Consider the following 13096-nt stretch of genomic DNA (forward strand, 5'->3'; position numbering starts at 1 on the left):
ATCCGGGAGCGATCGTCGTAGTCCGATGGCGCTTCCGGACCAACCATAACGATGAGGTGATAGCATGGGCAAAGCATTGCGCCCTCCCGGTTGGCTGCTTCTGTTGTATTTGCTTCCTGGGCTGGCGATCTACTCTTTTGTCGTACTCGTTCCGATTTTATCCGCCTTTAGGTACGGCTTTTATTCTTGGACTGGCGGGCCTAAGATGACGTTTACCGGTCTTGATAACTACTTGGAGATTATGCGGGATGAAGTATTCTGGCATTCGTTCCTGAACAACGTTCTAATGACCATCTATGGATTGGTCGGGCAAGTCGGGCTGGCGTTTGTGTTCGCGATGTTTCTGATGTCCAAGCTCGTGAAGCTGAAAGGGCTGCATCGTACGATGAGTTTCTTTCCCTCGACGTTGGCACCGATCATCATCGCGTTTCTATGGACGCTCATTTACAACTATAATAACGGACTGCTTAACGAGCTTCTGAGAGTGTTTGGGTTGGAGCGCTTCGTGCAATCATGGCTCGATCTATCCGGACCGATCGTGCTGCTCGTATCGATTCCTCTGTCTTGGCAAAATATCGGCTTCTTCACGCTGTTGATGCTTGCGGGCCTTTCCTCCATTAACAAAGAGGTGCTGGAGGTAGCCGAGATTGACGGAGCTACGGGCATTCGCAAAGCGTGGTATGTCGTCATTCCGTTGGCTAGACCAACGTTAATCGTTGCATCGCTGCTGTGCATCGCCAACAATATGCGCGGATTCGAGCATATTTATGCGATGACCGGCGGCGGGCCGGGAAATTCCTCGTCGGTTATGGCGCTATACGCTTATGAAACCTCGTTTCTAAGGTTCCGATACGGCTATGGCTCGGCGTTAGCCATTACGATTATGACGCTGACGATGGTCATTATTTTGCTTAGCACCTTTCTGCTGCAAAGGATACGGGGCAACAATGGAGGTGAGGCTTAATGGAGCAGGCGGTGGAAAGGAATTATTCGAGGTACTCGCGCGCAGCGAAGAAGACGCTGCTGAATGCGGTCATGATGCTGTTTACGTTCAGCTGTATTTTTCCGCTCGTATGGATCGGTTACTCGTCTTTAAAAACGCAGCCGGAGTTTTCGAACAGCATATTGAAGCTTCCCGAGAAGCTGCAGTTCGGCAATTACGCGGAAGCGATAAAGCTGACCAACATGCTGCATCTGTCATGGAACAGCGCCAGGGTGACGGTGTTGTCGGTTATTCTGATCGTGCTGATCGCATTCATAACAGGCTACATGATTGCCCGGCTGCAATTCAAAGGAAAGAAGCTTATGGTGTTTTATTATTTGTTCGGCATGCTGGTGCCGATTCACGCGCTTCTCGTTCCCGTATATTTGCTGTTCAAACAGACGGGGCTTGCCGATCAATGGTTCACGCTCGTCATTCCGTACGTTGCTTTTAATTTATCGCTGCCGATATTGCTCGTAACGAGCTATATCGTAGGCATTCCGAAGGAAATCGAGGAAGCCGCCGCCATCGACGGATTAAGCTTCAGCGGAGCGATGTTCAAAATTATTTTGCCGATGGCAGTGCCCGTATTGACTACGGTTGCGATATTGCAGTTCTTTGCCTGCTGGAACGAGTTTTCGTTCGCGCTTGTGCTGTTGAAGGATGAGGCGATGCGGACCGTTCCGCTCGGGATGTCGTTTTTCAAATCGCAGCACAGCACCAATTATCCTCAGCTTATGGCCGGGATGGTACTGTCGATGCTGCCGGTTACGGTCATTTATTTCGCATTCAGCTCCCGCATCATTGCCGGCGTCATGGCCGGAGCGGTGAAAGGTTGATTCGCGCTGCAACAAACTACTAATAACGATTGGGAGGAAATATGAATGCTGAACTATGAACAACCCGTTCTTCGCACGCCGGACCGCTCCAAATGGAAGGAATCGTTTTACAGCCGCTCGATGGAGCTTCCGGACGAGCTCCTCATTGGGGCGATCGACAGCCACGTGCATGCAGGCCCGGTGCTTAACTCCAATCCGGGACACTTCGATCCTATTCAGGTCGCCCAAGAGGCGGTTGCCGCAGGCATGAAGAGCATCGTGTATTACGACGTATTCGGCGGCGCTTCGGGCATGGCATGGGTTGTCAACCGTCACGTTCCCGGCATCCATACGTACGGCGGCTACCTGATGAATTCGGGCCATGGAGGCATGAATCCGCGGGCGGTCAAGACCGCTCTCCACATCGAGGAAGGGTGCCGATTCATCAGCTTCGGATCGCATTGCACCCGCCATTCGGCGGAACGCGAATCTACGCTGATCGACGGTAAGCTCGTACCGTTCAAGGATGCTTTTCCGAAGTTTGCCGAGAAGGAGCTTACGGTTGCGACGTCCATTCCGGTAGAGGGGAAGATATCCGAAGAGTTGGACGAAATTCTTACGATGGTGGCGGAGAAGCCGGAGGTTTACTTGAATACAGGACATGTATCCGTGCCGGAAGCTCTTCGCTTGCTGGATCTTGCCGAGGAATACGGGATCAAGAAGGTGCTGATCGCGCATCCGGTCAGGGGAAACATGACGATCGAGCAGCAGAAGGAGGCGGCCGCGAGAGGCGCGTTTCTGGAAGCTTGCTTGGTTGACTGGTTATACCCCGACGTTCCGCGAACGCATTACTATGTGGAGAAGGAATATATGGACATGGGGGCTGAATTGGGACGTTTCTCCAACGCGGTTAAGTGGATGAAGACGATCAAGGAGGTCGGCATCGACCGTTTCGTGCTCGGCACGGATTACGGAATCCGCGCCGCTCCGTCGCCGGTGCAGGGCATGCGTACGATGGTAGCGACGATGCTGGATTACCAGTTCGCGCCGGATGACATATATAAGATGATCGCCGAGAATCCGGCTAAGCTGATCGGCATCGGGGACTAACGTAAGCAGAAGATGAGCTCGCGGCCACTGCAGCCAGGGATGACGAATGGAGTGAACGATACGGATGTTGGATAACGGGGCAACCGCATTGCCGTATGATCTTGTCGTTGTTAACGGTCTTGTCGTACTTGAGGATCGTATCGAGAAGGTAGAGATTGGCGTCCGAGAGGGACGCATAGCGGAAATTGGAGCATCATTGGAACGCAGCGGCGCCCGCACGATCGATGCTGCCGGCTTGGCTGTTCTGCCGGGAATGATCGACGCGCACGTCCATTTCAATGAACCGGGGTTCGGGCACTGGGAAGGGTATGCCACGGGTTCGAACGCGCTGGCGGCAGGCGGCTGTACGACATTCATCGATATGCCGTTGAATGGCGTGCCGCCGACCGTGACTGTGGCCGCATTGGAGCAGAAGCGGAGGCGCGCGTGTGGCGTATCGCTCGTTGATTACGGGTTCTGGGGCGGTTTGATGCCAGGTTACTTGGAACAACTGCCGCTTCTTGCGAGAGCGGGAGTCGTTGGGTTTAAAGCGTTTATGTCATCCCCTGGCGACGAGCATGAGGAGGCGTTCCGGCGAAGCGACGACGGAACGCTGCTGGAGGGGATGAAGAGGATTGCGGAGCTTGGCAAAGTGCTTGTGCTTCATGCCGAGGATGAAGACATCGTAACGAGACTTTCCAAGCAGGCTTTATCGGAGGGGCGCAGCGGCGCGTTCGACTATTCGGCTTCGCGTCCGATCGAAGCCGAGCTGGAGGCGGTCTCGAAAGCGCTGAATTATGCGAAGCAAGCAGGCTGCAGTCTGCATTTCGCCCATATTAGCAGCGAAGCTGCCGTGAAGGTTATTTGGCAGGCCAGGCGGACCGGGCAGGATGTGACGCTGGAGACTTGTCCGCATTATTTGACGCTGACGGAGGATGACTTCGCGCATTTGGGGGCGGTCGCCAAGTGCGCTCCCCCGTTGCGGAGCGCAGCCGAACAAGCGAAGCTGTGGCAATGTCTGGAACTGGGCTTAATCGATCTCATTGCTTCCGATCATTCGCCTTGTCCTGCCGGGCTCAAGGAGCATACGGATATGTTTGCGGCTTGGGGAGGCATTTCTGGAGCCCAGAGCTCGCTGGAGCTGCTAGTTGACGAAGGGCATTTGAAGCGGGGCATACCGTTAACGCAAATTAGCCAATTACTGTCCGGCGCTCCCGCTCGACGCTTCGGCCTTCATCACAGGAAGGGCGCAATCCAAGTCGGCCATGACGCGGACCTCGTACTGGTGGATTTAAACGGAGGATACCGTTTAACGGCTGATCGATTATTTCAAAGGCACATGCAAACGCCTTATATGGATAGGGAGCTCGGCTGCAAAGTGAGAATGACGCTGCTTAGAGGAAAGGCCGTTTATGAAGAAGGACTCGGTACGAACCAATCGCGCGCAGGCTTGGAATGTTTCTTGCCCAGGAAGAAGGAGAAAAGCAACGCACTCTAGAAACGCTCACGGAGGTTGATGCAGATGGAACCGATTGTGAACAGAAAAGCTGACGGGGACGATTTGGTTAACGAATGGAAGGCGCTATTCGGAACTTTGCCCCAGGCATCCATGGAGGACTATGTCGGGAAGTACTTGAGCAAGCTATTGCCGGACGAACCGCAACTTTTGGAGAAGAGGCGGGATTTGAAGGATCGGACCGAGAGGATGCAACGGGCTGAGCTGCTGCTTACGCTCGAGACGATTATCGCTTGCGACGGCAATATGAATGAAATGGCCAGGGCGCTGTTCATCCATCGGAATACCGCTGCTTACCGAATCGAGAAGCTGGAGAAGGTGCTTGGCCTGCCGCTTCGGCAAACGGATAATTTGCTGCGATTGAAACTCGCGTTTTTGTTTCGGGAAATGCTGAATAGCCGACGATAGCAAGGTTAATGAAAAAGTCTGCGCGAGCGCAGGCTTTTTCTGTTTATTGTCGAACGTTAATGCAGCTTCGGCGTGATATGATTAATGATGCGGGCTTATGTTAATCTTATAAAATATGTTTAGGAGAAAGAGGAATGAGCGTCATATGAATAATTTATCGATTACGAAGCGGCCCATATTGATCAAAAACGGTACGGTTGTAATGGAGGACGAGATTTCAGACGTCTCAATAGGAATAGCAGAGGGACGGATAGAAGCCGTGTTTGTCCAGGATGGAGAGATTAGCCGCTGGATGAGCAGCAATTTGGATGCTATTGTTATCGATGCACAACATAAATACGTCCTTCCGGGGTTAATCGATATTCACTGTGACGCAATAGAGAAGGAAATACAGCCTCGCCCGAATACGCTGTTTCCGCTTCAGATGGCGCTGCTTGAATTCGAGCGCAAGCTGCCGCTTCATGGTATTACGACGATGTATCATTCGTTATCGCTGGGAGTGGGTCTTAGTCTTCGAGGCGATCATCTGCTTACGGAAATGATTGAATTGATTAATCGTTACCGGGCGAATAGATCGGTCATTCGCAATCGTATCCATTTGCGGTATGAAATATCGCATTTGAATGGGCTTTCGATTGTTGAACGTTGCTTGCGTGATAAACAGATTGAGTATTTATCGTTCATGGATCATTCGCCGGGGCAAGGGCAATACCGGAAGGCTGGGTCGTTCGAGCAATATGTTATGAAAAATCAGGGAGTAGACAGAGGGGAAGTAGGCATAATCGTCGATGATTTGGCAAAGCGCAGGGAGCAGGTGAATTGGATACGACTGCACGAGCTGGGCAAGTTAGCGATGGAGAATGGAATAGCGATTGCCTCTCATGATAATGATACGAAGGATAGCGTAGATCAATCTGCGCAGCTTGGCGCTACCGTATGCGAATTTCCGATTAATATGGAAACGGCCAGTTATGCCACGAGTATAGGGCAACGCGTATGCGTCGGGGCTCCGAACATCGTGAGGGGCGCATCGCACGACAACAACCTGAGAGCCGTCGATGCAATCTCCGCTGACTCGGCTCATATTATATGCTCGGATTATCATCCTTCGTCGATGTTGGCGGCTATATTCAAGCTGGCGGATGAGGGGATTGCCGCTTTGCCTAAGGCGGTGAGGATGGCTTCGCTTCATCCGGCCGAAGCGCTGGGCACGAATGACGAGCTAGGTTCCATCAAGCCGGGCAAAGCGGCGGACATCATTATTGTTGACCGTTATGAGAAGCTTCCATGGGTAACTTGTGCGATAGTCGACGGCAATATCGTTTACCGCGCAGTAGCTTATTATTAGGAGTCGCCGGTAATCAGCTAGCTGGGACTAGGATTTTCTCCTTGATGCAAATGCTGGTGCAATGCTTCAACCATGCGTTGCTGCTCAGGCTGGCTGCATTGCTGCCATATCATCTCGAATAGAACGCCGAGTCCTGGGAGCGTTCTCTCGTCTGCTCCGATTGAATCCTCGATGACCTCAGTCAGATCTTGTACGGAATTGGCTTGTACACGATTAATAATGGCTTGACGCAAATCAACGGTAACATTATTCATGTTGTCGCATCCTCCTGCATCGTTCTGAGTTACGTCAATACTATTCCCTGCGGGGCCTTGTTTCATCCTTGTCGCGGTCGTATGTTATACTAGAGTGACGATACAGAATTCCACTTCGAACCATGCTTAGTTTAGGAGGAATTACGGTTATGTCCAAAAAACAGTTCGCGATTGTCGGCATGGGGCGCTTCGGCTCCAGCGTAGCAAAAGCTTTGACGGAAATGGGTTACGAGGTTCTGGCCATTGACTCGAGCGAGGATCGCATTCAGGATGTTGTAGGCACGGTGACACATGCAGTATCGGCCGACTCGACAGATGAAGAAGCGCTGCGGGCGCTAGGCGTACGCAACTTCGACGTTGTAGTCGTGGCGATTGGACAAGATATACAAGCAAGCATTTTGACAACCATCATTTTGAAGGATCTAGGCGTGAAGACGTTGATTGTCAAAGCGCAGAACGAGCTTCACGGCAAGGTGGTTTCCAAAATAGGCGCCGACAAAGTGATATACCCGGAGCGGGATATGGGACTTCGCTTGGCGCATCATTTGGCGTCGCCGAATATTCTTGACTATATCGAGCTATCGGATGATTATAGTATTGTAGAGATGAAAGCGTCCAATGCGATGGTGGGCAAGAGCCTTAAGCAGCTGGACATTCGCGCAAAATACAAATGTAATGTTATGGCGATCAAGACGGGACCGGAGATGAACATCGCTCCGTACGCCGATGATCTCATTCGAATGAATGATGTGCTTGTTATTGTCGGTAAAAACTCGGATGTTCGAATTTTAGAAAATGCATATTCGGAAGGCTAGGCTAACGACACTTATGAATCCTAATTATGATTTACTTATTACTTCGATCCAAAATGAACGCGTGAAGCAATGGGCTTCGTTGCTTGATAAGAAACATCGCGACCGCAGCGGTCAATTTATTATTGAAGGCGTTCATCTCGTACTGGAGGCGCTGAAGAGCGGTATCGACGTTTCCGTCATCATCTATGATAATGAACGAGGCATCCCTGTTGAGCTAAGGCAAGAGTCTAAGCTAGGTACGACCGGCTATGAGGCTGCGAAAGCAGCGGAATGGGTTCAAGCTTCACGATCCGTGATGGCCAAGTGCACAGGGACGGATACGCCGCCTCCCGTCTTCGCGGTAGTGTCCAAGCCGGAGCATGACCAAAGCGCGCTTTACCGTGAAAATAGTCTCGTCGTCGTGCTCGATGGCGTGCGCGATCCTGGCAATGTCGGCACGATCATTCGCAGCGCGGACGCGGTGGCGGCAGATGCCGTCATTCTTGGCAAAGGCTGCGTCGATCTATACAATCCGAAGACGGTTCGCTCGACGATGGGATCGTTGTTCCATCTGCCGATCATCGAAGGCGATCTAACGGAACTGATGCCGGCAGCCCAGGAGCGGGGCATCAGGCTCGTAGGTACAAGCCTGCAAGCAACACATACCTGCTACTCCTACGATTGGAAGCAGCCGACTTGGCTGCTCATGGGCAGCGAGTCCGAAGGCCTATCTCAGGACGTGCGCCTGCAGTTGGACGAGGCGGTTATCATCCCGATGCCCGGAGGATCAGAGTCGTTGAACGTCGCAACCGCTACGGCAGTGCTGCTGTTTGAAGGATTAAGGCAGCGGAAGTTTAACAAATAAATAATTCCTGTCCAATTTTATTTTTACCGTCCCTAACTAAAATTAATTGTCCCCAAACCCTCAAAGGCTGGAATCTGGTTGCTGGTTTTCACCACCAACCCCTCCAGTCTTTTCCTTATCCATTTCGCCTTCACAGCAGGGATTTCCAAAGTTAATTACGAATAGGTAATCAAGCAGAAAACCAGGCTACTTTAGGCTTTTTGGGGAAGTGAGAGTGGTTTTCCCAAGTTTTTTTTCAAAGGCTCTTACCCAGCCATTATAACTGCCGATCCCTGCTTTTCTCAGGCGTTTCTCTATCCTTTAAGGGACACGAATTATTATTCGTTTTCGTTCACAATTGAACCAGTTCTCTTCCAGTTTTCAGGTCTTTTTCCCCGTGTTTTCAGGACAATAATTTCTATCTCAGAATTGGTGGTGAAGCCTTGTGGGGGTTGGGATTGGTGCAGGTTGGAGAGTCGGTGATTTGGGGACAGCTATTTTTAAAAGCATTACAAGCCCTTATGGGTGTAAATAATTAAGAAGGGATGAATTCACATTAAATTAAGAGAATCAAATAAGTATGCCCACAGATCAGGGGATATCATCTTAACAAAATCATCTGGACTACTTTCTGATATTAATATTTCCCTACAGACTGTTGGCAATTTTAAAAAAGCTTCTTATACGCATGCACTTTTGTGTATAGGAAACGGGCGTTTTGTAGAGGCAACTATTGGTAAAGAGATTACAGCATTTAGTTATACTGCCCTAGACAGAGTTTCTTTAGACAGTGAGGAGTGGATGGTATTAAGATATAGTAATCTTAACGAAGATGGTCAATTAGATTTATTTGAGAAAGTAATTTACCAACTTGGGAAAAAATATTCTCTTTTAATGAATCCGCTAACTGAAAGTATTAAAGATGTGCCAAAAGCTTTTTGTTCAGCGTTTATCGCCTCTGTGTATAATGAGATTTTTCCGGATCTGTTCAAAAATCCCTCATTGACCTATCCCGTATCTTTAGAACAATTAACTGAACCTGACTGGTATAACGTTACGAACGATTATAAAAAAGATGAAGGAACCTTCTCCACTCTTAATGCTAAAATGATTGAAAGCAGCGTTGAAATTACAAATGCATTAAATGCACATTCAGATCGGGTAGCAGAACAATTAAAGACTTTAGATGAAATCACCCGAATAGGTGAAAGAATACATAAGTATCTGGATATCAATATCCCTATAAACGCAGATTCACAAAATATCCAGCCAACGAACTGGAGAATAGCTAAATCAAAAAAAGGAAAGAAAAAAGCAGGAAAGCAAAACAAATGAAATTCATATAAATGATAATGCAAAAAGACCGTTACAGAATCGGAATGCAGCCCGGTTCTGATACGGTCTTTTTTTAATCAACGTTATTTCACTAATCCTTTATCTTGCTTGAACTTCTCCCACTGCGCCTCGGTTTCTTGCTCGATCTTCTCTTGGCCGGAGGCAATGAGCTTGTCGCGGTATTTAGGCAGTTCCTTGGCTGGATCGACGGAGCCCGATTCGAGCGCGGCTTGATACTCGTTGTTAGCTGCCGTTACGTTGGCGATCTCGGCTTTGATGCTTTCTTCGTTAACGCCAAAGCCGCTTGTTGCAGGGACGATGGCACTGTCGTTAAGCTCGATCGTTCTATCCCACGTGTCTGCTGCTTGGCCTGGCTTCAGGTAAGCGTTGAATTGGTTGCCGAATACCCAGTCGCCATTCGGCGCGTATCCGGAATCTTTGATCGGTTCGATAAACTTGTCATCTGTTTTGGTATAGTGTTTGCCTTCGATACCGTTGCAAATCAAGTTGTATAGGTATTGATCCGTATTAAGCAGATTGATCAGCATCAACGTACGCTCCGGATTTTTGGAGCTTTTGTTGATGACATGCATCGCACCGGCGATACCTGTGAAGTAGCTGTCGGCAATCGGAGCATAAACGACTTCATTGCCTCCGTTTACGGCCATTTCGCCTACTTCACCGCCAGGCTTGGAAGTGAATTCGAGACCTACCGCTACATTGCCTTTGGCTTTCAAATCGTTGATGTTTTGGATAATCGGAGCATCATCGTTAATGTAACCGGCTTGGTACCAGCTGCGCATCGTATCGAAGTATTCTTTTTTCTCATCGAGCAATTGCAGGCCGCCGATATATTTAAGCGATGGATCGTCCTTCGCATAGCTAAGTACGAGTCCTTCGCCGACCTTCGTACGGTCCGAGTATAAGCCCCATGAGTTTTGCGCAAGACCGAGCGGGATGATGTCCGGCTCATTTTCTTTCAACTGCTTAAGGAATGGTTCAAGATCTTTGTAAGATTGAATCGAATTTACATCGAGATTGTATTTGTCAACGAAGCGCTTCTGGATGACAAGGCTCTTCGTCTTAGCAGCAACTTGATAGATCGGGAAGCCGTATACTTTGCCGTCTACGGCTAGCATATCCGGCCAGAATTTATCCGGAATGTTCGCACGAGCTTCAGGTGCATATTGCTTGATCATATCTTCCGTAATTTCCAAGTAAGCTCCTCTATCGATATAAGGCTGATAATTGCCGAGCCAGCCCTTCGAGCTCCATGCGAGGTCGAAGTCTTCGCCTGCTGCCAGCATGGCGTTGAGCTTCGGCTCGTATTCGTCGAAGGTAAGCGGCTTCAAATCTACGGTCGCGTTGATTTTCTCTTTCAAATATTTGTTGATCTCGTCATTGACCAGCTGCTGGTCCGGACCGGGTTGAGCGGATACCGGATAGATGAAGGTAAGCTTCACTTCGGGAAGCGCTGGCTCTGCAGGCGCTTCAGTTTCAGGCGCATTCGTGCTGCCGCCGGCATTGCTCGGAGCATTGGTAGCGTTTGGCGTGTTGCCATTGTTCGAACATGCCGCGATAATGGCAAGACATAGCGTAAGCGTGAACCATTTGGCCAATAGAGATGCTTTTGCTTTTTTCATCTGTGAACCCTCCGTTTATATTGGTTTATATATTGGCACAATAGTCGCTCCTTATCCTTTCAAGGAACCTACTGTAATACCCTTCACGAAATACTTCTGAAAGAAAGGAAATACGACTAACATCGGTCCGCCGGCGAGAATCGCCATTGCCATCCTGACGGACAAGGTCGGGAAGTTCGCATAAGCGAGCTTATCGGCAACCTGAGCAAGAGGGGAATTGGCTAGAAACTCGATTTGAGACAAAATACGCACGAGCAGCAGCTGGAGCGGAATGTATTTGTCGTTGTCGATGAACAGCAGCGCATAGAACCATTCATTCCAGTAGCCGAAGGCGATGAACAAACCAAGAGTCGCCAGCGCTGGTGTTGACAGCGGCAGAATGATGCCGAAGAAAATCCGGAATTCCTTTGCTCCATCGACCTTTGCGGACTCGATAATTTCCTTTGAGATTTTGTCGAGGAACCCTTTCATGATCATAATGTTGAAAGGACTGAGCAGCGTCGGAAGGATGATTGCTAGTAATGAGTTTTTTAAGTGCAAGTATTGCGTCATCATGATGTAGAAAGGGATAAGGCCGCCGTTGAACAGCATCGTGAAGAACACGTAGAACGTAATCGGACGATTGTATCGAAAGTCCATCCGAGAGATCGGATAGGCAGTCATCGCGGTGAGCAGCAGTGAAGTTACGGTACCGATGACGGTAATGACCAGCGTCACGAGGTAGCCCTTCAGCAGTGGATCCGGTTTCTCGAATATGATACGGTATGCCTCCGCGCTCCATTCTTTCGGCAGAAACTGATAGCCATGTTGCACAAGGCTGTTCTCGGAGGTCAACGATATAATGACGACGAGGACGAACGGAAGGGCAATCATCAAGCAAAGTATCGTTAGAAATAGATTGATGAACCCGTTCATCCAATTAAATGATCTGGTGCTTTGCATGTGTAATTCCTCCTTGTTCAGAACAATGCATTGTCTTTATCCGTTCTCCGAACGAGATAGTTGGCGGTTACGACGGTTACGAGCCCTACGACCGATTGCAGGAAGCCGACTGCCGCCGCTGAATTGATATCGCCGAGCTTGGTCAAAGCGCGGTACACGTACGTATCGATGATGTCGGTCGTCGGGAAGTTCGGCCCAACGTTGTTCGGTACGAAATAATGCAAGCCGAAATCGCCGCGGAAGATGTTGCCGAGTCCTAAGATGAACAAGATGATGACGAGTGGCTTGAGCAGCGGAAGCGTAATGCGCCACATCATCTGGATACGGGAAGCGCCGTCTAGTCTAGCCGCCTCGTAATAGTCGGTGTTAATCCCAGTAATGCCCGCATAGTAGACTAGCGTGGAGAAGCCGATGCCCTTCCACAAGGCGACGAGCGGCAGGATGAATATCCAAGGCGCCGTCTCCAAATACCATTTGTGCGGTTCAAGGCCGATCCATCCGATCATCGTATTAAGAAAACCGCCCTTATGGTCGAGGAAGGCGTTCGTAATATACCCGACAAGGACGAAGGAAAGGAAGTAAGGCAGAAACATCGTTGTCTGATAAATCTTGATCAATTTGCCGCTCAGTTCGTTCAGGAGCAATGCAAGAAGCAATGCGGCAACCGTTCCAAGGGCAATATAAGAAAGATTGTAAAGCAGCGTGTTGCGGATGATGCGGACTGCGTCCTGTGCCTTAAATAGAAATTCGAAGTTGTTCAGGCCTACCCACTTGCTGCCGAAGATGCCTTGGTCATACCTGAAATACTTAAAGGCAAGAATGAGCCCGATCATCGGGATATAAGCGATTACGAATTTGAATAAAATACCCGGCGTCGCGAGCAGCAGCAATTCCCGGTTTTTCTTCAGATGTTTCCATTCTCTGCGAAGCCAGCTCGGCTTGTTCGGTAATGGACGCTGCGCATCGGCATTAGAATCGGCTAGTTTGGTTTGTGCCACTAATGATCCCCTCCTTCTGTTGTTTTCCTGTTCTGATGCCCATCATGCCATGAAAGAAGTACAGCGGATAGAATACAATGATGGATTAACTGTAGTTTGCGACTGTAAAATATTCGATTTCGTGT

At 49.5% G+C, this 13096-nt stretch carries 13 protein-coding genes; 9 read left to right on the forward strand and 4 right to left on the reverse strand.

Annotated elements, in window-relative coordinates:
- Positions 1–64: 64 nt before the first annotated feature.
- The 6 genes from AC0YN0_RS00260 (at position 65) to AC0YN0_RS00285 (ending at position 6161) form a co-directional block, all read left to right on the forward strand.
- The gene (locus tag AC0YN0_RS00260; protein ID WP_475819499.1) at positions 65–964 is read left to right on the forward strand and encodes a carbohydrate ABC transporter permease; all 900 of its coding nucleotides are present in this window, start codon (positions 65–67) and stop codon (positions 962–964) included.
- A complete protein-coding gene (locus tag AC0YN0_RS00265) occupies positions 964–1821 on the forward strand; it encodes a carbohydrate ABC transporter permease (RefSeq protein WP_475819500.1) in 858 nt (285 codons plus the stop codon). Before AC0YN0_RS00260 ends, AC0YN0_RS00265 begins: the two co-directional genes overlap by 1 nt.
- A 45-nt stretch (positions 1822–1866) precedes the next feature.
- On the forward strand, positions 1867–2910 hold the full coding sequence (locus AC0YN0_RS00270; protein WP_475819501.1) for a DUF6282 family protein: 1044 nt from the start codon (positions 1867–1869) through the stop codon (positions 2908–2910).
- A gap of 64 nt (positions 2911–2974) precedes the next feature.
- Entirely contained in the window at positions 2975–4387 is a 1413-nt protein-coding gene (gene allB, locus AC0YN0_RS00275) for an allantoinase AllB (protein WP_475819502.1), read from the forward strand.
- Positions 4388–4411: 24 nt separating this feature from the next.
- Positions 4412–4813, forward strand: a complete 402-nt coding sequence (locus AC0YN0_RS00280) for a PucR family transcriptional regulator (protein WP_442051453.1) — start codon at positions 4412–4414, stop codon at positions 4811–4813.
- A 145-nt stretch (positions 4814–4958) separates the two neighbouring features.
- A complete protein-coding gene (locus AC0YN0_RS00285) occupies positions 4959–6161 on the forward strand; it encodes an alpha-D-ribose 1-methylphosphonate 5-triphosphate diphosphatase (RefSeq protein WP_475819503.1) in 1203 nt (400 codons plus the stop codon).
- Positions 6162–6178: 17 nt separating this feature from the next.
- Here the strand turns inward: AC0YN0_RS00285 and sspI are convergent, their stop codons facing one another.
- A complete protein-coding gene (gene sspI / locus AC0YN0_RS00290; protein WP_475819504.1) occupies positions 6179–6415 on the reverse strand; it encodes a small acid-soluble spore protein SspI in 237 nt (78 codons plus the stop codon).
- Between the two features lie 149 nt (positions 6416–6564).
- On the opposite strand from sspI, the gene AC0YN0_RS00295 reads away from it, so the two are divergent.
- The 3 genes from AC0YN0_RS00295 (at position 6565) to AC0YN0_RS00305 (ending at position 9388) form a co-directional block, all read left to right on the forward strand.
- A complete protein-coding gene (locus tag AC0YN0_RS00295; protein ID WP_337102758.1) occupies positions 6565–7230 on the forward strand; it encodes a potassium channel family protein in 666 nt (221 codons plus the stop codon).
- A 13-nt stretch (positions 7231–7243) separates the two neighbouring features.
- The gene (locus AC0YN0_RS00300) at positions 7244–8074 is read left to right on the forward strand and encodes a TrmH family RNA methyltransferase (protein ID WP_475819505.1); all 831 of its coding nucleotides are present in this window, start codon (positions 7244–7246) and stop codon (positions 8072–8074) included.
- 780 nt (positions 8075–8854) lie between these two features.
- Positions 8855–9388, forward strand: coding sequence for a hypothetical protein (locus AC0YN0_RS00305; protein WP_475819506.1), 534 nt, complete (start codon positions 8855–8857; stop codon positions 9386–9388).
- Between the two features lie 83 nt (positions 9389–9471).
- Here the strand turns inward: AC0YN0_RS00305 and AC0YN0_RS00310 are convergent, their stop codons facing one another.
- From AC0YN0_RS00310 to AC0YN0_RS00320, 3 genes are read right to left on the reverse strand one after another with little or no spacing between them, the layout of a single operon-like run.
- Positions 9472–11031: an ABC transporter substrate-binding protein gene (locus AC0YN0_RS00310; RefSeq protein ID WP_475819507.1), complete on the reverse strand. Its 1560-nt coding sequence runs from the start codon at positions 11029–11031 to the stop codon at positions 9472–9474.
- Between the two features lie 51 nt (positions 11032–11082).
- Entirely contained in the window at positions 11083–11973 is an 891-nt protein-coding gene (locus tag AC0YN0_RS00315; protein WP_475819508.1) for a carbohydrate ABC transporter permease, read from the reverse strand.
- Between the two features lie 17 nt (positions 11974–11990).
- Positions 11991–12971: an ABC transporter permease gene (locus tag AC0YN0_RS00320; RefSeq protein WP_475819509.1), complete on the reverse strand. Its 981-nt coding sequence runs from the start codon at positions 12969–12971 to the stop codon at positions 11991–11993.
- Positions 12972–13096 lie beyond the last annotated feature (125 nt).

The organism is Paenibacillus sp. J22P218 (assembly GCF_056269195.1).

Excerpts from the sequence above, each read along its gene's own strand:
- AC0YN0_RS00305 (WP_475819506.1), top strand. The coding sequence starts at position 8,855 with ATGGTATTAAGATATAGTAATCTTAACGAAGATGGTCAATTAGATTTA.
- AC0YN0_RS00265 (WP_475819500.1), top strand. The coding sequence starts at position 964 with ATGGAGCAGGCGGTGGAAAGGAATTATTCGAGGTACTCGCGCGCAGCG.
- AC0YN0_RS00295 (WP_337102758.1), top strand. The coding sequence starts at position 6,565 with ATGTCCAAAAAACAGTTCGCGATTGTCGGCATGGGGCGCTTCGGCTCC.
- AC0YN0_RS00315 (WP_475819508.1), bottom strand. The coding sequence starts at position 11,973 with ATGCAAAGCACCAGATCATTTAATTGGATGAACGGGTTCATCAATCTA.
- AC0YN0_RS00280 (WP_442051453.1), top strand. The coding sequence starts at position 4,412 with ATGGAACCGATTGTGAACAGAAAAGCTGACGGGGACGATTTGGTTAAC.
- AC0YN0_RS00300 (WP_475819505.1), top strand. The coding sequence starts at position 7,244 with ATGAATCCTAATTATGATTTACTTATTACTTCGATCCAAAATGAACGC.
- AC0YN0_RS00270 (WP_475819501.1), top strand. The coding sequence starts at position 1,867 with ATGCTGAACTATGAACAACCCGTTCTTCGCACGCCGGACCGCTCCAAA.
- sspI (WP_475819504.1), bottom strand. The coding sequence starts at position 6,415 with ATGAATAATGTTACCGTTGATTTGCGTCAAGCCATTATTAATCGTGTA.
- allB (WP_475819502.1), top strand. The coding sequence starts at position 2,975 with ATGTTGGATAACGGGGCAACCGCATTGCCGTATGATCTTGTCGTTGTT.
- AC0YN0_RS00285 (WP_475819503.1), top strand. The coding sequence starts at position 4,959 with ATGAATAATTTATCGATTACGAAGCGGCCCATATTGATCAAAAACGGT.
- AC0YN0_RS00260 (WP_475819499.1), top strand. The coding sequence starts at position 65 with ATGGGCAAAGCATTGCGCCCTCCCGGTTGGCTGCTTCTGTTGTATTTG.
- AC0YN0_RS00310 (WP_475819507.1), bottom strand. The coding sequence starts at position 11,031 with ATGAAAAAAGCAAAAGCATCTCTATTGGCCAAATGGTTCACGCTTACG.